The sequence below is a fragment of the Streptomyces sp. NPDC047130 genome (assembly GCF_040643475.1).
Lineage (GTDB): Bacteria > Actinomycetota > Actinomycetes > Streptomycetales > Streptomycetaceae > Streptomyces.
Genome location: NZ_JBEYUK010000007.1, coordinates 80,496 through 101,817, shown reverse-complemented (window position 1 = coordinate 101,817; position 21,322 = coordinate 80,496). Strand labels below are relative to the sequence as shown.

The 21,322-nt window shown below is 73.8% G+C and carries 22 protein-coding genes; 14 read left to right on the top strand and 8 right to left on the bottom strand.

Annotation, left to right across the window (positions count from 1 at the left end; genetic code table 11):
• Nucleotides 1-148: 148 nt before the first annotated feature.
• Nucleotides 149-1,306: a DUF3103 family protein gene (locus ABZ836_RS12285; protein WP_361141585.1), complete on the bottom strand. Its 1,158-nt coding sequence runs from the start codon at nt 1,304-1,306 to the stop codon at nt 149-151.
• A 331-nt stretch (nt 1,307-1,637) separates the two neighbouring features.
• On the opposite strand from ABZ836_RS12285, the gene ABZ836_RS12280 reads away from it, so the two are divergent.
• A complete protein-coding gene (locus tag ABZ836_RS12280; RefSeq protein WP_361141583.1) occupies nt 1,638-2,555 on the top strand; it encodes a hypothetical protein in 918 nt (305 codons plus the stop codon).
• A 101-nt stretch (nt 2,556-2,656) separates the two neighbouring features.
• Entirely contained in the window at nt 2,657-3,346 is a 690-nt protein-coding gene (locus ABZ836_RS12275) for a phosphotransferase (RefSeq protein ID WP_361141582.1), read from the top strand.
• A 110-nt stretch (nt 3,347-3,456) separates the two neighbouring features.
• On the opposite strand, the gene ABZ836_RS12270 is transcribed toward ABZ836_RS12275, so the two are convergent.
• On the bottom strand, nt 3,457-3,744 hold the full coding sequence (locus ABZ836_RS12270) for a hypothetical protein (RefSeq protein WP_361141580.1): 288 nt from the start codon (nt 3,742-3,744) through the stop codon (nt 3,457-3,459).
• 158 nt (nt 3,745-3,902) lie between these two features.
• On the opposite strand from ABZ836_RS12270, the gene ABZ836_RS12265 reads away from it, so the two are divergent.
• The 4 genes from ABZ836_RS12265 to ABZ836_RS12250 all read left to right on the top strand — a co-directional run bounded on the left by ABZ836_RS12265 (nt 3,903) and on the right by ABZ836_RS12250 (nt 9,134).
• A complete protein-coding gene (locus ABZ836_RS12265) occupies nt 3,903-4,763 on the top strand; it encodes a DUF3626 domain-containing protein (RefSeq protein WP_361141579.1) in 861 nt (286 codons plus the stop codon).
• A 234-nt stretch (nt 4,764-4,997) separates the two neighbouring features.
• Nucleotides 4,998-6,260, top strand: coding sequence for a beta-1,3-glucanase family protein (locus ABZ836_RS12260; protein ID WP_361141577.1), 1,263 nt, complete (start codon nt 4,998-5,000; stop codon nt 6,258-6,260).
• 208 nt (nt 6,261-6,468) lie between these two features.
• A complete protein-coding gene (locus ABZ836_RS12255) occupies nt 6,469-7,638 on the top strand; it encodes a S1 family peptidase (RefSeq protein ID WP_361141575.1) in 1,170 nt (389 codons plus the stop codon).
• Between the two features lie 200 nt (nt 7,639-7,838).
• Nucleotides 7,839-9,134: a DUF6357 family protein gene (locus tag ABZ836_RS12250; protein WP_361141573.1), complete on the top strand. Its 1,296-nt coding sequence runs from the start codon at nt 7,839-7,841 to the stop codon at nt 9,132-9,134.
• Here the strand turns inward: ABZ836_RS12250 and ABZ836_RS12245 are convergent.
• The 4 genes from ABZ836_RS12245 to ABZ836_RS12230 all read right to left on the bottom strand — a co-directional run bounded on the left by ABZ836_RS12245 (nt 9,124) and on the right by ABZ836_RS12230 (nt 12,491).
• A complete protein-coding gene (locus tag ABZ836_RS12245) occupies nt 9,124-10,305 on the bottom strand; it encodes an ABC transporter permease (protein ID WP_361141571.1) in 1,182 nt (393 codons plus the stop codon). The genes ABZ836_RS12250 and ABZ836_RS12245 overlap by 11 nt on opposite strands.
• Nucleotides 10,302-11,186, bottom strand: coding sequence for an ATP-binding cassette domain-containing protein (locus ABZ836_RS12240; RefSeq protein ID WP_356129522.1), 885 nt, complete (start codon nt 11,184-11,186; stop codon nt 10,302-10,304). The genes ABZ836_RS12245 and ABZ836_RS12240 overlap by 4 nt, the downstream gene beginning before the upstream one ends.
• A gap of 136 nt (nt 11,187-11,322) precedes the next feature.
• Nucleotides 11,323-11,916 (bottom strand): NUDIX hydrolase, encoded by a 594-nt coding sequence (locus tag ABZ836_RS12235; protein ID WP_361141569.1) that lies wholly within the window; start codon nt 11,914-11,916, stop codon nt 11,323-11,325.
• Between the two features lie 32 nt (nt 11,917-11,948).
• Nucleotides 11,949-12,491 carry a zinc-binding dehydrogenase gene (locus ABZ836_RS12230; RefSeq protein WP_361141567.1) on the bottom strand — a complete coding sequence of 181 codons (543 nt, stop codon included), beginning with the start codon at nt 12,489-12,491 and terminating at the stop codon, nt 11,949-11,951.
• Nucleotides 12,492-12,574: 83 nt separating this feature from the next.
• Between ABZ836_RS12230 and ABZ836_RS12225 the strand changes: the two genes are divergently transcribed.
• The 4 genes from ABZ836_RS12225 to ABZ836_RS12210 all read left to right on the top strand — a co-directional run bounded on the left by ABZ836_RS12225 (nt 12,575) and on the right by ABZ836_RS12210 (nt 14,280).
• A complete protein-coding gene (locus tag ABZ836_RS12225) occupies nt 12,575-12,757 on the top strand; it encodes an SMR family transporter (protein ID WP_361141565.1) in 183 nt (60 codons plus the stop codon).
• Between the two features lie 253 nt (nt 12,758-13,010).
• A complete protein-coding gene (locus tag ABZ836_RS12220) occupies nt 13,011-13,556 on the top strand; it encodes a hypothetical protein (RefSeq protein WP_356129529.1) in 546 nt (181 codons plus the stop codon).
• 54 nt (nt 13,557-13,610) lie between these two features.
• Nucleotides 13,611-13,796, top strand: coding sequence for a DUF1737 domain-containing protein (locus tag ABZ836_RS12215; protein WP_356129531.1), 186 nt, complete (start codon nt 13,611-13,613; stop codon nt 13,794-13,796).
• 10 nt (nt 13,797-13,806) lie between these two features.
• Nucleotides 13,807-14,280, top strand: coding sequence for a GNAT family N-acetyltransferase (locus ABZ836_RS12210; RefSeq protein WP_361141563.1), 474 nt, complete (start codon nt 13,807-13,809; stop codon nt 14,278-14,280).
• 37 nt (nt 14,281-14,317) lie between these two features.
• On the opposite strand, the gene ABZ836_RS12205 is transcribed toward ABZ836_RS12210, so the two are convergent.
• Nucleotides 14,318-14,749 carry an excalibur calcium-binding domain-containing protein gene (locus ABZ836_RS12205; protein WP_361141561.1) on the bottom strand — a complete coding sequence of 144 codons (432 nt, stop codon included), beginning with the start codon at nt 14,747-14,749 and terminating at the stop codon, nt 14,318-14,320.
• Nucleotides 14,750-14,958: 209 nt separating this feature from the next.
• Between ABZ836_RS12205 and ABZ836_RS12200 the strand changes: the two genes are divergently transcribed.
• A complete protein-coding gene (locus tag ABZ836_RS12200; RefSeq protein ID WP_356129536.1) occupies nt 14,959-15,429 on the top strand; it encodes a hypothetical protein in 471 nt (156 codons plus the stop codon).
• A 23-nt stretch (nt 15,430-15,452) separates the two neighbouring features.
• Here the strand turns inward: ABZ836_RS12200 and ABZ836_RS12195 are convergent, their stop codons facing one another.
• Nucleotides 15,453-15,641 carry a hypothetical protein gene (locus ABZ836_RS12195; RefSeq protein ID WP_356129538.1) on the bottom strand — a complete coding sequence of 63 codons (189 nt, stop codon included), beginning with the start codon at nt 15,639-15,641 and terminating at the stop codon, nt 15,453-15,455.
• 285 nt (nt 15,642-15,926) lie between these two features.
• On the opposite strand from ABZ836_RS12195, the gene ABZ836_RS12190 reads away from it, so the two are divergent.
• The 3 genes from ABZ836_RS12190 to ABZ836_RS12180 all read left to right on the top strand — a co-directional run bounded on the left by ABZ836_RS12190 (nt 15,927) and on the right by ABZ836_RS12180 (nt 21,169).
• On the top strand, nt 15,927-16,850 hold the full coding sequence (locus tag ABZ836_RS12190) for an LLM class F420-dependent oxidoreductase (RefSeq protein WP_361141558.1): 924 nt from the start codon (nt 15,927-15,929) through the stop codon (nt 16,848-16,850).
• Nucleotides 16,851-17,051: 201 nt separating this feature from the next.
• Entirely contained in the window at nt 17,052-18,590 is a 1,539-nt protein-coding gene (locus ABZ836_RS12185) for a 3' terminal RNA ribose 2'-O-methyltransferase Hen1 (protein ID WP_361141556.1), read from the top strand.
• Nucleotides 18,587-21,169: a polynucleotide kinase-phosphatase gene (locus ABZ836_RS12180; protein WP_361141554.1), complete on the top strand. Its 2,583-nt coding sequence runs from the start codon at nt 18,587-18,589 to the stop codon at nt 21,167-21,169. The genes ABZ836_RS12185 and ABZ836_RS12180 overlap by 4 nt, the downstream gene beginning before the upstream one ends.
• Nucleotides 21,170-21,322 lie beyond the last annotated feature (153 nt).

Genomic DNA, 21,322 nt, shown 5'->3' with positions numbered 1-21,322 from the left:
TGCCGCGTGGGGAGCCTCCCCTGGCCCCCCTGGCACACCGCCCAGGTTCCTCTATCGGCCCCAACCGCGTCAAGGGTGCCTTATCAGGACAACTCACCGCCCCGCCGACGGAGTCGGGCCGCCGGCGGGGCGGAGGCGGGAGGTCCGGTCAGAGTGCCTGGACCCAGTACCGGTCGAGGGTGAAGCGGCCGTTGCCGCCGGCGCCGTCGCGGGCGCCGGTGGTCTCCCGGGCGAGGGTGTACCAGGCGTCGACGAAGTCGGCGTCGTCGGTCCAGAAGGAGGACGGCAGGGCGTCCACGACCGGGTCGACCAGCGGGATGTACGCGCCGAGGTCGGCGATGGTCAGCAGGGCGGCCGCCATCGCCTTGGCGAGCGCCGAGTAGTCGGTGCCGCCGTCGTCCTCCATCATCACGACGTCGGCCAGGTTGTACTTGTACTGCGACCAGTTCACCAGGATCTGGTTCGGGTGGTACGTCGTCCCCGCGTCGTCCAGGTACGGGTGGGTCACCGTGTCGACCCGGACCTTGCCGTCGAGGCCGAAGCCGCTGACGATGCTGAAGATCTCGGCGTCGCCCTTGATCCAGGTCTCCTTGTCGTCCTCCAGGCGCACGGAGGTGATGCGGGAGGTCCAGTACCCGGTGGTCGTGGCCGTGGCGGTGGCGGCCGGCCGGCCCGCGGTGCCGGCGGCGGGCACCTCTGCGGTGGACACCCCGGCGGCGGCGAGCTCCCGTTCCAGGACCTCCATGCCGGCCTCGACGGCCTTCTCCCCGTCGACCCCGACCACGTACACCGGGACGTCGGGCGCCTTCGCCGCGTCCAGGGTGTGCCGGCGGCCCGCGGTGTCGTAGGCGGTGACGGCGGTGGCCCCGTCGTCGGAGGGAGCCACGGCGACCAGCGGGGCACGCCGCGGGTCGGCGTCCCCGGCGAGGGCCACGGTCAGCAGTCCACCGGTGCCGGCGTCGAGGCCCTTCGCGGCGAGGACCGCGCGGTCCGCGGCGGCGACGTCGGCGGCGAGCGGGCCCGCGGCACGGGCGCCGGAGCGGGCGGCCAGGGCCTTCAGCCCGAGCTCCCCGCCGCCCGCGGCGGCCCGGTCCACCTCGGCCCGCCATGCCGTGTCGGCGAGGGAGCGGGCCAGCGAGCGGGCGGCGTCGTCCTCGGCGGCGGCGACGGCGCCCGCGCCGGGCGACGCCTTCGCCCCACCGCCCGGCGCGGGCGCCGCCACGGCGAGGCCCTGGGCGGTGGTGAGCACGATGCCGGTGAGGGCCACGCCGCACAGGGCGGTGCGCATCTGCTGTCTGACGGACAACACATCCTCCAGCGGAAGTCGGGCGCCCCGGAGGGGCCGGGGCATGCCAGGGGAACCGGCCGCGGGCACGACCGGCACAGTGGTGCGGGACGGAGCGCGACCATGATGGAGCACGCGGCGTCTACGCGTATAGAGCGCACCAAGCCGGCTCGACAGCAGAAGCCCTCGGAGCCGGGAGCGCTCACCCCCGGTCGACACCCGCCCCGTCTCCTCCCGTCGGCGCGGGGGATGAACACCTGATCTCCCCGCCACCCTCGGCGTTCCGCTTCCCGTGCGGGCTGAGCGACCAACTCGGTCGCCCTGACGAGGCGAGGGCCGCTACCGTCCCGGCATGGACGACTCCCTCTCGTACAAGAGCTTCCTCACGCGTGCGCAGAAGGCAGCTCATCGGGCCATGGAAGATCATGGGCGGGGTGAGTACGACGAATTCGCTTTGCACGCCGGGGTGGCCGTCGAGCAACTCGCCAAGGCGGTGCTGGTCTCGAAGAACCCGGTCTACCTGCTGGACCTGAACAAGGGGAACCCGGACTTGCTGCTGTACTTCGGCGGCCATCTGGAGATGGACGTCGAGAAGGTCCGTACGGTGGGAGCTGCCGACGCGATCAAGCGGCTCCGCAAGCTGGGCACCCTGCCCCCTGGGCCAAGACTCGACAAACTTATCGACCTACGGAACGGCACAGCTCACGCGGGCGGCGGCGACGGAGCGAAGACGCTGCTCCCCGCGTTCGCCGAAAGCACGGCGCTTCTCCTCATGGAGATCGCGGTGCCTGTGGCGGGTTTCTGGGGCCGATGGTCAAGCATGGTCAACTTCGCCGTCGACAAGCAGCGGACCGAGGTGGAGCGAGACGTACAGATCCGCATCAGACAGGCTCGCCATCTCTTCGAGGACCGTTTCTCCGGACTGCCGCGGGACGTCAAGGAGCGAGCTCTCAACAATCCGTCACCCAACGCGACGCCGACCGGCATCGACCGCTTCGGGTCGCCTGTCGATGGCACTACCTACCGCCTCCTGGCCACGACACTCTGCCCGGCATGCGGAGGCGAGGCGACTGTCGCACTTCAGCCGACAGAAAGGGAGAAGGGCACCACGGTGTCCATGGAGTCGTTCCACTGCGTGCTTTGTTCCTTGTCGCTTGAAGGATCAGCGGAAGTCGAGGCCGCGAACGTGGAGCACCCCATGCATTCCGGAAGGCCACTACGAACCATCACGGTCACGGGCTACCGAGCTCAGCTTCGTGCAGAGCAGTAGCGGGCTCCCTCCTCCTGGGCCCCCTGGGCAACCGCTGGTGCCGGTTCAAGCAACGTTCGCCCTGTTGGCGGTGGCTGGGCCGGCAACGCAGACTGCACGGCATGGAGTTGATCGCGCAGGGCCGGGATGCTGATGTGTATGCCCTGGACGAGGCCAGGGTGCTGCGGCGATACCGGCACGGGGGGCCGACCGGTCTGGAGTCACGCTTGATGACGCACCTTGCGGCGTGCGGGTATCCGGTGCCGCGGGTGTACGAGACCACCGACACCGACATGGTTCTCGAGCGACTGGCCGGGCCGACGATGCTGGACGTGCTGGCCCGGCGCCCGTGGCGGGCGGGTTCTCTCGGCCGGGAGCTGGGCCGCCTCCACGACCGGCTGCACGCGCTGCCGGCACCGGAGTGGCTGCCCAGGCGGTTCAGCACGGCAGAGGGTGACCGGGTGCTGCATCTGGACCTGCACCCGGGCAACGTCGTTCTGACCCGGCGGGGCCCGGTGGTGATCGACTGGCGCAATGCGGGCGCTGGTGATCCGGCTGCCGATGTGGCGATGACCATCGTGACCGTGGGCAGTGCGGACGTGCCGGGACTCGCCTCCCGCCTCGGGCGGGGGCTGTTGCTGCGCGGTATGCGCAGCGGCTGCCGGACAGACCCGGCGGGACGGATGCGGGAGGCGGTCCGGGCGAAACTGGCCGACCCGAATCTGACGCCCACGGAGGCGGCGTGGCTGCGGCGGCATGCCGGCGGAGACGACGGGCCTGGTGCGGGCCGGACGGATCGGTCAGGCTGCTGATCCGCGGCGGAGCGGGTGCCGCTTCGGAGCAGGGCCCTTCCGGCGGACCTTCACCTTCACCCCGGAGGGCCGGCGACGGCTCCCTGTGCGGTGGAGCTGCGGGGCGGGCGTCAGTACGGGCTCCGGCCGGCGGGCCACTGATGGCCGTCCGGCAGTTCCGTGCCGTCGCGGTCGACGACCGTGTAGTCGGTGATCACCTTCGCGGGGTCGCCGCCTTCGTAGATCCAGACGACCAGACGGTGCTTGACCGTGACCACCGTGAACCGGGGGTCCGGCACGCCGTCACCCGGCACAACGGTGAACTCGTCACCGGGCTTCAACCAGAAGATCTCGCAGTACGGCTCGACGAAGAGGCAGACGAAGTCGTCGCCACCGTTGTGCACGGGGAGCCTGTTCACCGACGCCGTCCCGATGGCCGCTGCGGCAGAGGCCATCAGGATAGCCACGGCGACCGGGCAGCCCTGCTCCGGTGGTCACGGGCCGGCACCCGGGAGGGGCCGCCCCGCGGCCGGGAAATCCCGTGCGGCGGCCCACCGGGCCGGGGAAGACTGGCCGGATGAGCTCCGGAGCCTTGCCGTCGGCGCGGGAACGGGCCCTCCGTCACGTCGCAGAACTGGCGCCGCAGGGACCCCCGTTGGACCCGACGCTGCGCGTCACCCTCAACTTCCACCCCGACCGCCTCTTCCGCGGCAGGCCGCTCCTGGACGCCCTGGCCGAGGACGGCGTCTACCGCTCGCAGTTCGTCACCGGCACCGGCAACGGCGGGCTCACCGCCCGGCCCGGCGGCGACCGGTGGCACTGGGAGAGCCGGATCTTCGGCGCGGCGTACGACGAGGCGCCCGCCGAGGAGCGGCCCGTCTACGGGGCGCTGAACCTCCGCCGCGACCCGGCCGGCGCGGCGCCGCGCTTCGGGTCCGCCCACTTCCGGCTCGCCCCCGCGACATCGGCGCGGACCACGTTCTGCTATCCGGACAGCTGTGACTCCCCGGCGGACTTCGGCGTCGCGGCCCGCATGGGACGGCTCGTCGGCCTCGCCCTCGCCGGGGGGCGGGACCCCCTCGACGACTACGTCGAGGCGCAGGTCCACGGCCCGGTGCTCCCGGACCGCGACGCGGAGGCCCTGGTCCTGGACCCCTGCTACCGCGGGACGGCCGTGGCGGCGGCGGCACTGCGCGTCGGGTGCCCGGTGGAGTGGCACCCCGGCTTCCGCCTCGGTGTCGCGGAACTGCTCCGCCGTCCCGGCTTCCGCGGACAGGAATGCGTCGACGTGGGCGCACGGATCGCCGTCGACGGCGTGCTCGATCCACGGATCGTCGGCGACGCGGCGCGCACCGGCCGCCACGACCCCCAGGCGATCAAGAAGGTGTGGCACCACCTCGCACGCTTCGGAGCGCCGGTGGCGGCGAACGCGGGTTAATGCAACAACATTGCTCAACTGAGAGCGCTCTCAAGGCTCTTGACGCGACAACAAGCACAGGATTTCATCAGTTCCGAACACGCCACACCGGGGCGGGCGCTCCGGCCGTTCGTTCCGCCTCCCCTTCCTGCCGGTGCGCCCCGCCCCACCTCGCCCCACCCCACCTGAACACCCCCCACACTCCCTGACGCGTGCGGTCGACGCGCGCCCCGGGACGTCCTCAGGAGGAGCAACGTGGTTTCGAGGCGATCCTTCGTCCTGGCGGGTGCCGCTGCCGCGCTGGGCGCGCCGGCCTGGGCCCTCTCCCACGCCCCGCGGGCCGCGGCCGGTGAGCGCGTGGAGAACGCGCAGAACGCCGGCAGGGCTCACGCGGCGGCGTCGCTGCCGATCACCCTGCGCAACACCTCGGGCAGCGACACCGTCCACGCCTACATCAGCGGTTCCGACGAGTCCGGGTGGCCCGGCTTCGTGGGCGCCGACGGCGGCTTCCACCGGCTGGCCGCCCCCTCGGCGGTCCTGACCCCGGTGCCCGACCACTCCATCCCGCTGGGCCCGTCCGGCTCGCCCGGCGTGCGCGTCACGCTGAACCAGTACGTGATCAGCGGCCGGGTGTGGTTCTCGGTCGGCAGGAAGCTGGAGTTCTTCGTCAACCCGCCCGTCGGCGGCGGGGTTCCGGGCATGGTCCAGCCGGCGCTCACCCCCGCCGACCCCAACTGGCGCACCAACTGGACCTTCTGCGAGTTCACCTACAACAGCGCCAACCTGTACGCGAACATCAGCTACGTCGACATGGTGTCCCTGCCCGTGGCCATGTCGACCACCGGCAGCGCGGGTCCGCAGTCGGTGCCTCCGCTGCCCGCCGGCGCCCTCGGCCGGATCGCCGACGGCCTGCGTGCGCAGCACGCCGCCGACGGCGCGCCCTGGGACCGGCTCGTGGTCACCGACGACGCCGGCAAAGTGGTGCGGGCCATGGCCCCCGTGCACGAGGCGAGCGGCTTCGGCGACTACTGGGAGCCGTACCTGGACGCGGTCTGGCGGCACTTCGGGACGACGCCGCTCACGGTCGACGGACAGGGCGGCATCGGCAGGTTCACCGGCCGGGTCACCGGCGGGGCGCTCGTTCTCGCCGGGCTCGACGACAACGGCGTGCCGTTCACCCGGCCGAGCGCCGTCGACATCTTCGGCTGTGCGAGCGGGCCGCTGTACAACTCGGGCGGCGACGCCCGGGGCGCGGTGGCGGCCCGGCTGGCCGCGGCCCTCAACCGCAGCTCCCTGCTGGTGGAGGGCGGCCACGACCAGCCGAACGGCGTGCCGCCGGAGCGGTACTACACCCATCCGGTCACCAACCACTACGCCCGGCTGGTGCACGAACACGCCACCGTCGGCTACGCCTTCCCGTACGACGACGTCGGCCCCACCGGGTCGACTCCGGTCGACGGCCACCTCCAGGACGGCGCCCCGGCCTCCTGGACGCTGGAGCTCGGCCCCGGCACCTGAGGCCGGGCACCTGAGGCCCGGCCTTCCCCTCCCCCCTTGAACGTCCCTCCGCGAGGAGCGAGCCGCCCGGCCCGCCCCCGCGGAGGGTCACCCCGTCCGCCCCGTACGAACGGCGGGCACCGGCCGCGCGGACTCCGCGCGGTTCGCACGGAGAGCGCTCTCAGAACCGTTCCACCCCACCTCGCCGGAACGACCGAAAGGCACTCCCATGAGACGCAACGCCCTCACCCGCACCGCTCTGGCCGCCCTCTTCCTGGTCGGCGCCTGGGCCGGTGCCGGCGCCCCCTCGGCCGCCGCGGACGAGCGGGCCTCCAGCGCCCGTGAGGCGTCCGAGGCGCCCGCCTCCCCCGCCCTGCTCTCCGCCCTGCGGGCGGACCTGGGCCTGACCGCCTCCGAGGCCGAGGCCCGACTCGCCGCGGAGGAACGCGCCACCACCGCCGAGCCGAAGGCCCGCCGGGCCGCCGGCGCCGCGTACGGCGGCTCCTGGTTCGACGCCTCCTCCGGGCGGCTCACCGTCGCCCTCACCGAGGACGCCGGGGACCGCACCCGCCGGGCCGTCGAGGCCACCGGCGCCACGGTCCGCGCCGTCGAGCACAGCGCCCGCGAGCTCGACGCCGTCAAGCAGCGCGTCGACCGGCTCGACGCCCCCGCCGGGGTCACCAGCTGGCACGTGGACCCGGCCGCCAACACGGTCGTGGTGAACGTGGCGGGCGGGAGCCGGTCCGACGACGCCGTCCAGCGGTTCCTCGACCGGGCCCGAGCCGCCGGGCCCGTCACCGTCGACGTCGTCCCCGGCGCCCCGCGCACCCTGGCGGCCGGCACGGTCGGCGGCGACCCGTACTACACGGGCAACGTCCGCTGCTCCATCGGCTTCTCGGTGGTCGGCGGCTTCGTCACCGCCGGGCACTGCGGAGGCGTCGGGCAGGCGGTGAGCGGCTGGGACCGCACCCACATCGGCACCTTCCAGGGTTCGTCGTTCCCCGGCAACGACTACGCGTGGGTGAACGTCGGCAGCGGCTGGTGGACCGTTCCCGTGGTCCTCGGCTGGGGCACCGTCTCCGACCAGCTGGTGCGCGGCTCCGCCGAGGCACCGGTCGGCGCGTCGGTCTGCCGCTCCGGCTCCACCACCCGCTGGCACTGCGGGACCGTCCTGGCCAAGAACGAGACGGTCAACTACAGCCAGGGGGCCGTGTACCAGATGACCAAGACCAGCGTGTGCGCCGAAGGCGGGGACTCCGGCGGCGCGTTCATCAGCGGTGACCAGGCGCAGGGCGTCACCTCCGGCGGCTGGGGCAACTGCTCCACCGGCGGCCAGACCTGGCACCAGCCGGTCAACGAGATCCTCACCCGGTACGGCCTCACCCTCCTGACCGCCTGAGCCCCGTGGGGCGGGCGCCCACGAACGCCCGCCCCACGGCCCCTCCCCCCGGCGACGGGGTGGTCGGCCGCCCGGCATCCGGCCTTCGGCGGCGGTGCGGGGGGCGGGCGCTGCGCGGGTTCGGCAGCCAGTAGGCTCACCGGGTCGCCAACTGACCGTTCGGCTTCGCCGTCGGAGCGGTGCGGAGAGGGTCTGGGCCCATGAGAGACGTCGTGTTCACGCGGGGCAGCGGCTGGATCCCCTGCGTGATCCGTGAGAACGGTGAGCTGAGGCTGATGCTCGGCGCCGGGGCCGATGCCGACCACGAGCCCCGCACGTTCACGTTCCCGGTCACGGAGGCCCATCTGGCGGTGATCCGGGAGGACCTGTCCCGACACCTGCTGCTGTGGAGTGCCGTCCTGCCGCTGTGCGACGCCGCGGGAACCCGCGGCGCCCTCGACGGGACCGCCGCCGCCGCGCTGCTGGACCCGGTTCTCCTGGCGTCCCCCGCGGACGTCGACGCCCTCTTCCGGCGCGTTCCGTGGGACAGGGGCCGGCTGGTCGCCCACGGGGCCGACGTCGACCTGCTCGAGCGCGGTCAGGTCTGCGCGGCGATGCGCGCGGCGACGGTGACCCCGGACGAGCAGCGGGTGCGCGACCACCACGCGGACCGCCGTCGCGCCGAGCGCGGCGTACTCCTCGGCCCGCTCGACGCCGCGCTCCTGCGGTACACCGGCCAGTACGCGCACGGCGCGACGATTCCCCGGCGGATCCCCGACGCCGTCGACGCCGCGCTGCTGCCGGAGGTGTTGCGGGTGATCGCCACCGCGGAGCGGGCGTGCGCCGGGATGCGGATCGGTCTCGATCCGCGCCGGGGGAACCGCACCACGGACAAGCGCGCCTGGGACCGGGTGGCGACGGCGGTCGACCAGGCCGTCCGCCGGGCCCACCCCGGACTCGCCGACGACGCGGTGCGCACGGTGGGCTTCCTCATGTGCTCGGAGACCGCGGACCGCTCCAAAAACACCGCCGGGGACACCGCCGGTGAAACGTCCGGAGAAGAGGACGCGGAGGCCGAGGACGGCCGCACCGGCGCCGTCGGGGGTGCGAGCAGGACGGCCCTGTCGTTCAGCGACGACAAGGGCGTCGAGGTGAAGTGGCGGCGGGACGGCCGGCGCGGTGCCTCCGCCGCGTTCTGGGAGTTCGTCGGCGAACGCTCCGCCGCCGACAACGAGGTGTTCACCATCGAGGACGAGGAGGTGGGCGAGGGGATCCAGCTCCACTTCTACGCGGACTCCGTCGCCCGCGTCACGACGGTGCGGGAAGGCGCCGACGGCAGGGACCCGGAGTACCGGGTCGAGTACGGCCTGGTCGACGGGCTCGACGACTACCGGCGCCTGGTGCACGCCTTCGTCCGCGGCGGCTGCGCCGCGCTCGAACCCCACGGTCCGTGGATGGCGGACGTCGCGGAGTTCGAGCGCGCACGCCGCGCCCGGAGAGCGGGTTCTAGTCGGTGAGCCGCAGCGCCTGGCGGAAGGTGAGCTTCCCCGAGGTCTGCATCAGCGCCCGCCGGTAGATCCGCTCGGCGAGCCGGATCACCACGGCCGCGGCGACCAGCGAGATCAGCAGGGCGACGGCCGCCTCCCACCACGCGGCGTCCCCCGACACCAGCCGGGACGGCATGACCATCACGGACCCCAGCGGCAGGAACGACAGCACCGTCTTCACCGATCCGGACGCCAGCAGGCTCGCGAACATCATGACCATCAGCACGGTGGAGACCGGCGTCGTGGTCGACGCGATGTCCTCGTGCCGCGTCGACACCGCCCCGGCGGCGGCGAAGACGCACGCGAGCACGGCCACGCCCACCGTGTAGAAGACCAGGTACCAGCCCAGCCCGCCGCTGATCTGCTCGAGCAGCCGGTCCCGTCCGGTCACCAGCAGCGCGACCACCGCCACGCCCGCCAGCAGCGCGATCTGGGCCAGGGCCATCAGCGTCGCGCCGAGCGTCTTGCCGATCAGCAGGTCCCGCACCCGGATGGAGGAGGCGACGATCTCCACGATCCGGTTCTGCTTCTCCTCCACCACGCTCACCGCGAGGCCGCTGCCCAGCAGCACCGACGAGAAGTAGAAGAGGAAGGTGAAGACGAACGTCGTGAAGTACATGGTCGTCCCGGACGGCTTGCCGGGCTCCAGCAGCTCGTAGGACACGTCCGCGCCCGCCGCCAGCTCGCCCAGGCTGGTGCCGGCCCGCGCGGCGTTCTCCTCCATCACCGCCTGGCGGACCGCCGCGCCGATCCAGATCTCCGCGTCGGAGTTCCGTTCGGCGGCGCCCACCAGCTGCCAGCCGCCGTCGCCGGACGCCAGCAGGGCCACGTCGGCCTCGTCGTCGAGCACCTGGGCCCGGGCAGCGGCGGCCGATGCGGCGGGCCGCTCCTCGAACCGGACGTCCTCGCCGGACGCCTCGGCCAGCGCCGTGGACACCCGCAGCACCTGCCGGGACCCGTCGCCGACCGCCGCGACGGTCACCTCGCGCCCCGAGGTCCCCATGAAGACCTGGAAGCCGAGCACGCCGAGGATCAGCAGCAGCGTGATGCCGGTCGAGACCAGGAAGCCCCGGTCGCGCATCTTCACCGACATCTCGCGGGTGGCGACGATCCACCAGGTACGGTCACGCAGGGCGGTCATGCGGTCATCTCCCGGTAGACGTCGGCGACACTCGGCACCAGTTCGGCGAACTCCCGCACGGATCCGCGGCGGAGCGCCTCCGTGAGCAGCGTGTCGGCCGTGGCCTGCCCGTCGGCGAGTTCCAGCACGGCCCGGCCCTCGCCCTCCTCGATCACCGTGACGCCGGAGACGTCGCGCAGCCAGCCGGTCTCCCCGCCGGTGACCAGCACGTGCCGCCGGGGGCCACGGCGGCGCAGTTCGTCGGAGGTGCCGTGGGCCACGACCTTGCCGCCGGACAGGATCACCAGCCGGTCGGACAGTGCCTCCACCAGCTCGAGCTGGTGCGAGGAGAACAGCACGGGCACCCCGCGTCCGGCGAACTCGCGCAGCACCTCGGTCATGCTGTCCACGGCGCCGGGGTCCAGCCCGGAGAACGGTTCGTCCAGCACGAGCAGTTGGGGCTCGCCGAGCAGCGCGGCGGCGATCTGCACCCGCTGCTGGTTGCCCAACGACAGGGATTCCAGACGGGAGTTGACCCGGTCGCCCAGTCCGAAGCGGTCCAGCAGGCCGGTGGCGGACGAGCGGGCCGCGGCGGCGCTCAGCCCGCGCAGCCGTCCGAGGTAGACCAGCTGGGACAGCACCGGCTGCTTCGGGTACAGCCCCCGCTCCTCCGGCATGTAGCCGAAGGTCCGCCGGTCGGCGGCGGTGGGCGCGGAATCGTTCCAGCGGATCTCACCGCCGGTGGGGGCCAGCACACCCATGATCATCCGCATGGTGGTGGTCTTCCCCGCCCCGTTGCCCCCGACGAAGCCGGTGACCTTTCCCCGTTCCACACGGAACGACGCCGCGTCCACTGCGACACGGTCGCCGAAGCGGCGTGTCAGCCGATCCACTTCCAGCACGGTGCTCTCTTCCTCAGGGGGGTGGTTCCCTTGATCATGGTTGACGCGGGAGAAGGGACGCAACGCCTTTGGCCCGACGCGGTCACCTCCCGCGCGCCGGTCGCTGCCCGGGCTCCGGTCGCGGCCCGGGCTCCGGTCACCGCGGCGCGACGGCGCCGTGCCGTGCGCGCAGTTTGCGGGCGAACCGGTGCATGTGCGGGTCGAGGCGATCGAGCGGCAGGGCGAGCAGCTCGTCGAAGGACAGCCAGTGTCCGCCGTCGAACTCTCCCGGATCGAGCCGCAGTCGGGCGTCGGTGCGCGCCACGTCGATCACGTGCCAGAGGCTCACGTCCGTGTGCCGCCGCACCGCCGTGCCCTGGGTCGCCGTGACCGTGACGAAGAGCGGACCGGTGCCGAGCCACGGCAACGGGGCCGCCCGGACGCCCAGTTCCTCGACGCACTCCCGCCGCACCGTCTGCCACGGCAGCTCACCGGCCTCGCAGTGGCCGCCCGGGGGCAGGACCAGTCCGGACTTGCGGTGGTCGGTCAGCAGCAGCGAGCCCGTGGCCTCGTCGAACGGCACGAAGTACGACACCAGGTGCATGGGCGGCCGGTCCGGCGGCACGAGCCGGTACAGCTCGGCCCCGGAACCGATCCACTCCAGCACGGCCCCTCGGTGCTCGGCCTCCAGGGCGTCGAAGGGCTCGACGGAGGCGACGACTCGGGCGATCTGCTCACGGTCCGCGGTCACGGGAGCCGACCCTACAAGGACCCGCCGGCACCTCAGAAGGTGACGAGGACCTTGCCGGGGAGGCCGCCGGCTTCGAAGCGCTCGTGGGCGGCGCGGATGTCGTCGGGCGGGAAGCGGCCGGCGATCCGCAGCCGCAGCTCACCGGCGTCCACCAGCCGGGCGAGGCGGGCCAGGTCGGTGGCGTTCTCCTGGACGTAGCTCTTGCGGGCGCCCGGCACGTCGGGCAGGGGGTGGTCGGCGACGGAGACGAAACGCCCGCCGGGGACGAGGGCCGCGGACACGTCCACGCCGGCGGTGTCGAGCACGGCGTCGTACCGGCCGCGGGGCAGGTCCTGCGGGCGGTGCCACGCCTCCTCCGCGCCGAGTTCCTTCGCCGCCCGCTCGTGGCCGGGCCGGGAGACCAGGGCGTCGACGTGGACGCCGGTCAGGCGGGCGAGTTGGACGGCCGGACCGCCGACGCCCCGGCGGTGCCGACGACCAGCAGGCGCTCCCCCCGCGGTCGGCTCCGTGGCGCGCAGGGCCTGCAGCGCGGTCGTCCCGGCCAGTGGTAGCGCCGCCGCGTCCGTCAACGGCACGGCGGCCGGTGCGGGGGCGAGCAGGTGACCGGGCAGGGCGACCAGTTCCGCCCAGGTGCCGCCCGGCCGGGAGGCCCCGCCTCGTGACCTGGCTGTTCCTCACCGCCGCCATCCTCACCGAGGTCGGCGCCACGCTCTCCCTCCGCATGGCCTCCCGGCCCGCCGCCTCCCGCCGCTGGTACGTCCTCGTCGCCTCGGGCTACGTCTGCGCGTTCGCGCTGCTCGGCGCCGCCCTCGACCGCGGCATGCCCCTCGGCCTCGCCTAAGCCATCTGGACCGCCTGCGGAGTCGCCCTCACCGCCGTCGCCTCCCGCGTCCTCTTCGGCGAATCCCTCACCCGCGTGATGACCTTCGGCATCGTCCTGATCCCGCCGGCGTCCTCCTGATCGAGACCGGGGCGGCGCACTGACGCCGGGGTCCCCGCGGGAGAAGGCGGGAAAACGGGTGGACCGGCCGGCGGGGGCGCGGCGTAGGGTGCGGGCGCGCGCGGTCGCGGCGTCCGCGGGGAGGGAACGGCGCATGGGGGACCTGTACGAGATCTGGCAGCAGGCGGAGGTGTGGCGGAAGCTGGACGTGCTGTCGGGGTTCGTCGCGATGTGCGTGACGGGGAACGAGGAGGCGCGGCACCGTCTCGTCCGGCTGATCGCCGAGGCCGACGCGGCCCTCTCCGCCTCGCCCCCGGACCTGGAGGGCGCCCGCGACGAACTGGACACGCTCGTCCGGTGGGCGGACGCGGAGTGGGCGGACCACCCGTACCGTCCCGCCGAGGCGCGGCCGGAGGAGGCCGACCGGCAGACGCGTGACTACGCCAAGGACCTCTGGCGCTCCGCGCTGCCGACGGCCGTGCGGGACGAGATGGGGCGCATCGAACTCGGCCTCGAGGTGACGTTCCTGGGCCTGTGCCGCAGGCCGGGGCTGGACCACCGTGTCCGCCAGGACGCGTTCTACCTCGCCGGGCGGGCCGCGATGGCCCTCGACCTCGGGCATCCGGAGGCGGCGGAGGCCGAGGTCCGCCGGCTGACGCAGCTGGCTTCCGCCCAGCCACCGCAGAACCACTGCGGCTGATCCCGGCCTGCCCGGAGGTCGCACACCGCACGGGGCGTCTGGGATCCTGCCGCCATGACCACACCACCCGACGGACTGCCCGCCTACCGCGTCCTGACCGGTCCGGACGACGCCGCCTTCTGCCGGCGCGTGAGTGAAGCGCTCGCCCTCGGCTACGAGTTGTACGAAGGCCCCGCCCTCACCTTCGACGGCGAGCGGGTCGTCGTCGCCCAGGCGGTGGTCTGGCCCGGTCGGGCGTAGAGGGGGATGGATGGGAGCGGACGGAGAGGCGGTGCGGGTGCGGCAGGCCGCACCGGAGGACCTGCCGCAGGTGGTCGGCCTGGTGATCGAGCACGCGGCGTACGAGCAGGCCGCGCCGCCGCCCGCCGACCTGGCCGCCCGGCTGGAGGCGCTGCTCTTCGGCACGGCCACCCCGCGGCTGCGCTGCTTCGTCGCCGTCCTCCCGGGCGAGGAGATCGTCGGGTACGCCTCGTGCGCACCGGAGGTGTCGACCTGGGACGGCGAGGAGTACCTGCACCTGGACTGCCTGTTCCTGCGCGACGGCCGCCGGGGCCTGGGGGCCGGGCGGTCGCTGATGGACGCGGTGGTCGGGCACGCCCGCGAACTGGGGCTCCGCCAGGTGCAGTGGCAGACGCCCGCCTGGAACGCGCGGGCGATCCGCTTCTACGACCGCCTCGGCGCACCCGCCCGGGAGAAACGTCGCTTCACCCTCACCGTCGACTGACCCCACGACCGCGACCGCACCCCGCGACGGCCCGGTCTCAGGTGTCGCAGCCGACTCCGTCGCCGTCCCGGTCGAGATGACGGCCGTAACCGGGTTCGCCCCGGTGGACGGGGGCCGCACCGGCGGCCCGCGCCTCGTCGCAGTTCGCGTAGTGCACGGCGCCGCCCCCGCCACCGGTCCCGTCCCCTTCGGCGGTCTCCTCTGGCTCCGGGTCCGGCTCCGGCCGTGCGGTCACCGTCTCGGTCGCCGTGACCGTCGGCGCGGGCTCCGGCGTGGCGGTGACGGTCACGGTCGCCGTCGGGGCGGGTGCGGGCCGGGACGGGTCGTCCCCGCCGGCGGCGCCCACGCAACTGCCGACGAGGAGGAGCAGCAGACCCGTCGCCCACACGCGCTTCCGCCTGTGCAGCGGACGGGTGTCCGGCGTGGTCGTCCGGCCCGAGGGCCCCGGCGTGGAGTACGGATGCGTCACGTTCTCTCCTTCCGCGCAGCGTCCTCGCCCTCGTTCCCCCGTGTCCGGGAGGCCAAGTCGGCGTGCGGCACGGCATCACGGAAGTCGCACAGGGCGTCGACGGGATCCCCCGCCCGGCTCCCCACCGCGGAGTACGGGCGGGGCACGGGGGGTGACGTGTGGAGGCGGGGGCGGCATGATGGCGGGCGTGATCTCGCACCGAAAGGCCGATGCCGCGTAGACGGCCCGGCGCCCTGCGCGCCCCTCGACACGGTCCGCGCGTCCAGGAGGACCCGCCGCCGAACCGGATCCGCGGGCTCTCCGGACGCACCAGCCTGGCGATCCACCGGGCGGAGCGCCTCTCCGACGACTACGACGTCTTCCCCGGCGCCACGGAGGTCGCGCTGCGGCGCTGCCGGGAGTTCCTGCGGACGCCGGGGCGGGGGCCCCTGTACCCGCAGGACACCTTCTGCACCTGCCGGGGCTGCTCCCTGGCCGACGTGCGGCACGCCCGCGTCGTGCTGGAGGAGGTGCTGCGCATGCTGCCCCACCGGCCGCGGGCGGAACTGAGGCGCCAGGTGGCGCGCTTCGACGCCCGGTTCCGTGCGCGCACGCTGCCCGACCCCTTTGCCGACCGCAGGCCGTGGGAGGCCGACATGTGGTGGTACCGCCGCCTCACCGAGGGCGGCCAGGCCCTGTGAGGGCGGCCCGCGGCGCGGCGGCGTCAGACCGGGTCACGGCGGTCGGGGTCGGCCCCGAGGGCGGCGCCCAGGTCGGAGAGGTCCGCGTTGAGAGCCGCCATCAGCTCCTCCATCTGCTGCAGCAGCCCCGACGGCTGCAGCGGCACGCCCTGCGCACCCGGCCCGCCCGGCGCCGACTGCGGCGCGGACTGCGGAACGGTCTCTTCCGACATCGAAGGCTCCCAGGCCCTGGCCCCGAAGGGCGAACACTACGGACGCTCCGGCGGCGAACCTCCGGCGCGGGCGCCGGACGTTCTTCGGCTCCGTCCCGAGCAACGATCACGGCCGGGGCCGGTCACTGAACGGACTGCCGGAAGGGAGCGCGGTTGACGGAAGTTCACCCGCGCGGTGATCACGGTGAACGTGGGGCCGACCGGAGCCGCGCGCGGTCACCGCCCGGACCGGCGTCCGGCACCCCAATGCGCCCGCCGCCCTCCCGGCCGGTGCAGGATGGGGGCATGGACCTGCGAATCTTCACCGAACCCCAGCAGGGTGCGACGTACGACACCCTGCTCACCGTCGCGAAGGCCACCGAGGACCTGGGCTTCGACGCCTTCTTCCGTTCCGACCACTACCTGCACATGGGCGGCGTCTCCGGACTGCCCGGCCCGACCGACGCCTGGATCACCCTGGCGGGTCTCGCCCGGGAGACCAGGCGGATCCGTCTCGGCACGCTGATGACCGCGGGCACCTTCCGCCTCCCCGGCGTGCTCGCCATCCAGGTCGCGCAGGTCGACCAGATGTCCGGCGGCCGTGTCGAACTGGGCCTGGGCGCGGGCTGGTACGAGGAGGAGCACAAGGCGTACGGCATCCCCTTCCCCAAGGAGAAGTTCGCGCGCCTGGAGGAGCAGCTGGAGATCGTCACCGGCCTGTGGGCGACCGAGGTCGGCAAGACGTACAGCCACCACGGCACGCACTACGACCTGACCGACTCCCCCGCGCTGCCGAAGCCGGCACAGGCGAAGGTGCCGGTGCTGATCGGCGGCAGCGGCGCCAAGCGCACGCCCCGCCTGGCGGCCCGGTACGCCGACGAGTTCAACGCGCCGTTCGTGTCCGTGGAGGACACCAAGGTGCTCTTCGAGCGGGTGCGCGCGGCCGCCGAGGAGGCCGGGCGGTCCGCCGACGAGCTGACGTACTCCAACGCCCTGGTGGTGTGCGTCGGCCGCGACGACGCCGAGGTGGCCCGCCGGGCCGAGCGGATCGGCCGTGAGGTGGACGAGCTGAAGCTCAACGGCCTGGCCGGCTCGCCCGCCGAGGTGGTCGAGAAGATCGGCCGCTACATCGAGGCCGGGTCGCAGCGTATCTACCTCCAGGTGCTCGACCTGGAGGACCTGGACCACCTGGAGCTGATCTCCTCGCAGGTGCAGAGCCGCCTCGGCTGACCGGCCCCGCGTCCGGCCCTCACGTCCGGCCGCCGCGTCCGGCCGCCGGATAAAGGAAGGCGCAGCTCGGACCGGTTGTGCGATCGTGAGCGGCGTCGTCCTGCGAGCCCCCGGGACAGCGTGTCCCGGGGGTTTCGCACGTCCCGCCGCGGTGCGGCCCGGACGCGACCGACCACACACGACGGAGAGGGGCCGGACCGGATGTTCCTGACCATCACCACGACCGGTACGCCGCAGAGCCCGGCCACCGACCTCGGATTCCTGCTGCACAAGCATCCCGGCAGGGCGCAGCCCTTCTCCACCTCCTACGGCACGGCGCACGTCTTCTACCCTGAGGCCTCCGACGAGCGCTGCACGGCGGCGCTGCTGCTGGAGGTCGACCCGGTGGCCCTGGTGCGCCGCGGCCGGGGCAAGGGGCGGGGCGGCGCGCCGGACGCGGCGCTCGCGCAGTACGTCAACGACCGGCCGTACGCGGCCTCCTCGCTGCTCGCCGTGGCGTTGGGCGCGGTGTTCTCCACGGCGATGAAGGGCCGGTGCGAGGCGCGGCCGGAGCTGCCCGGGCGGCCGCTTCCGCTGCGGGTGGAGATCCCCTCGCTGCCGGCGCGCGGCGGCCCTGGGCTGGTGGCCCGGCTGTTCGAGCCGCTGGGCTGGCGCGTGGACGCACGGCCGGTGCCGCTGGACACGGAGTTCCCGCAGTGGGGGGACTCCCGGTACGTCTCGCTCGTCCTGGAGTCGGAGCGCCTGACCGTGGAGGAGGCCCTCCGGCACCTGTACGTGCTGCTGCCGGTGCTGGACGACGCCAAGCACTACTACGTCTCCGCGGACGAGGTCGACAAGCTGCTGCGGGTGGGCGAGCGCTGGCTGGCGGGCCACCCGGAGCACAAGCTCATCACCAGCCGGTACCTGGCGCGCAGGTGGTCGCTGACGCAGCGGGTCATGGACCGGCTGGAGACCGAACGGCAGGAACTGCTGCGGCTGGCGGAGGCCGACGACACCGAGGTCGAGGAGTTCGACAACGCGGTGGACCCGGACACCGACACCGAGGAGCGGCCGGTGCCGCTGGCGGTGCGGCGCCGTGAGGCGGTCCTGACGGCGCTGCGCGACCGGCGCGCCGCCCGCGTGCTGGACCTCGGCTGCGGCCAGGGGCAGTTGCTGCAGGCGCTGCTGAAGGACACCCGGTACACCGAGGTCGTGGGCGTGGACGTGTCGATGCGGGCGCTGGCGCTGGCCTCGCGCCGGCTGCGGCTGGAGCGGATGGGCGAGCGGCAGGCGTCGCGGGTCCGGCTGCTCCAGGGGTCGCTGGTCTACACCGACAGCCGCCTCAAGGGGTACGACGCGGCGGTGCTGAGCGAGGTCGTCGAGCACCTGGACCTGCCGCGGCTGCCCGCGCTGGAGTATTCGGTGTTCGGCTCGGCGCGGCCCCGCACGGTCGTCGTGACCACCCCGAACGTCGAGTACAACGTCCGCTGGGAGTCGCTGCCCGCCGGTCACGCGCGCCACCACGACCACCGCTTCGAGTGGACGCGGGAGGAGTTCCGCGCCTGGGCCGACTCGGTGGCGGCGCGGTACGGCTACGACGTCGAGTACCGGCCGGTGGGCCCGGACGACCCCGAGGTGGGGCCGCCGACCCAGCTGGCCCTGTTCACCCTCTGCGCGGAGACCGGCGGCGAACGGCACGCCGACCGCACCGACCGCACCGACCGCACCGACGACGAAGGCCGTAAGGAGGCCGTGGCATGACCGACGCCCTTGTGCAGGAGACCCGGCCCGCCGGGCGCGTCCTGCCCGTCACCGACCTGTCCCTGGTGGTGCTGATCGGCGCCTCCGGTTCCGGCAAGTCCACCTTCGCACGACGCCTGTTCAGGCCGACCGAGGTGCTCTCCTCGGACTTCTGCCGCGGCCTGGTGTCCGACGACGAGAACGACCAGAGCGCCACCAAGGACGCCTTCGACGTGCTCCACCACATCGCCGGCAAGCGCCTCGCGGCCGGCCGGCGGACCGTGGTGGACGCCACCAACGTGCAGCAGGAGGCGCGGAGCCACCTGATACGGCTCGCGCGGGAGCACGACGTGCTGCCCATCGCGATCGTGCTGGACGTGCCGGAGTCGGTGTGCGCCGAACGCAACGCGGCGCGGGCCGACCGGGCGGACATGCCGCGCCGGGTCGTCCAGCGGCACATCCGCGAACTCAAGCGCTCGATGCGGCACCTGGAGCGCGAGGGCTTCCGCAAGGTGCACGTGCTGCGCGGCGTGGAGGAGGTGGAGAACGCCACCGTCGTGACCGAGAAGCGGTTCAACGACCTGCGGCACCTGACCGGTCCGTTCGACATCGTCGGCGACATCCACGGCTGCTCCTCCGAACTCGAGGCGCTGCTGGAGAAGTTGGGCTACGCCGACGGTGTGCACCCGGAGGGCCGGACCGCCGTGTTCGTCGGCGACCTGGTGGACCGCGGGCCCGACTCGCCGGGCGTGCTGCGGCGGGTGATGGCGATGGTGGAGTCGGGGAACGCGCTGTGCGTGCCGGGCAACCACGAGAACAAGTTCGGCCGCTGGCTGCGGGGGCGCCAGGTCCAGCACACCCACGGCCTGGCCGAGACGATCGCCCAGATGGAGGGCGAGAGCGAGGAGTTCAGGCAGCGCGTCCGCACCTTCCTCGACGGGCTGGTCAGCCACTACGTGCTCGACGAGGGCCGGCTGGTGGTCTGCCACGCCGGTCTGCCGGAGAAGTACCACGGCCGCACCTCGGGCCGGGTGCGTTCGCACGCCCTGTACGGCGACACCACCGGCGAGACGGACGAGTTCGGGCTGCCGGTGCGCTATCCGTGGGCGGAGGACTACCGGGGCCGCGCCGCGGTGGTCTACGGCCACACCCCGGTGCCGACGGCGACCTGGCTCAACAACACCCTCTGCCTGGACACCGGTGTCGTCTTCGGCGGCAGGCTGACCGCGCTGCGCTACCCGGAGCGGGAGCTGGTGGAGGTCCCGGCCGAGCGGGTCTGGTACGAGCCGGTGAAGCCGCTGGGCGGCGAGGCGCCGGGCGGCCACCAGGGGCGGCCGCTGGACCTGGGCGACGTGCACGGCAAGCGGATCGTGGAGACCCGGCACGCCGGACGGATCTCGGTGCGGGAGGAGAACGCCGCCGCCGCGCTGGAGGTCGTCAGCCGTTTCGCGGTGGACCCGCGGCTGCTGCCGTACCTGCCGCCGACGATGGCGCCGACGGCCACCTCCGGGGAGCGGGCCCGCGGCGGAGCCGCCGATGAACTCTGCCTGGAGCACCCGGAGGAGGCGTTCGCGCAGTACGCGGCGGCCGGTGTGGAGCGGGTGGTGTGCGAGGAGAAGCACATGGGCTCGCGCGCGGTCGCGCTGGTCTGCCGGGACGCGGACGCGGCCCGGGAGCGGTTCGGCGTGGACGGGCCCACCGGTTCGCTCTACACCCGCACCGGGCGGCCGTTCTTCGACGACGAGCAGGTCACCGAGGAGGTCCTCGGCCGGCTCCGCGCGGCGATCGGCGCGGCCGGGCTGTGGGCGGAGCTGGACACCGACTGGCTGCTGCTGGACGGGGAGCTGCTGCCGTGGTCGCTGAAGGCGGGCGGGCTGCTGCGCCACCAGTACGCGGCCGTCGGGGCGGCCTCCGGGGCGGTGTTCCCGGGTGCGCTGGCCGCGCTGGAGGCGGCCGGGGCGCGCGGCGTGGACGTCGCGGGGCTGCTGGACCGGCAGCGTGGACGGGCGGAGGACGCGGCCGCGTTCACCGACGCGTACCGGCGTTACTGCTGGACGACGGAGGGCCTGGAGGGCGTGCGGTTCGCGCCGTTCCAGCTCCTCGCCGGGCGGGGGCGCAGTCTGGCGGGCGTGCCGCACGACGAGCAGCTGGCGTGGCTCGACCGGCTGGTCGCGGCGGACGGCAGCGGGCTGCTGCGGAGCACCGGGCGGCTGGTCGTCGACACCGGCGACGCGGCCTCGGTGGCCGCGGGCGTCGACTGGTGGCTGGAGCTGACCGGGCGGGGCGGCGAGGGCATGGTCGTCAAGCCGCTCGGCGCGCTGGTGCGGGACGCGGAGGGGCGGCTGGTGCAGCCCGGCGTCAAGTGCCGGGGGCGGGAGTACCTGCGGATCGTCTACGGTCCCGAGTACACCCGGCCGGAGAACCTGGAGCGGCTGCGGCAGCGGCACCTCGGGCACAAGCGGTCGCTGGCGCTGCGGGAGTACGCGCTGGGGCTGGAGGCGCTGGACCGGCTCGCGGAGGGCGAACCGCTGTGGCGCGTCCACGAGGCGGTGTTCGCGGTCCTGGCCCTCGAGTCCGAACCGGTGGACCCGCGCCTGTGACCCGGCGAGGGGGCCCGGCGCCGGGCCTCGTGCGGGGACCCGTGCGGGATCCCCGCGCCGGGCCCCGCGCCGGGCTCCGCGCCGGGCTCCGTGCCGGTCCCGTCCGGGGTCCGGTGCGGGGTCCCTTGCGCGGTCCCGTCCGGGGTCCCGTGC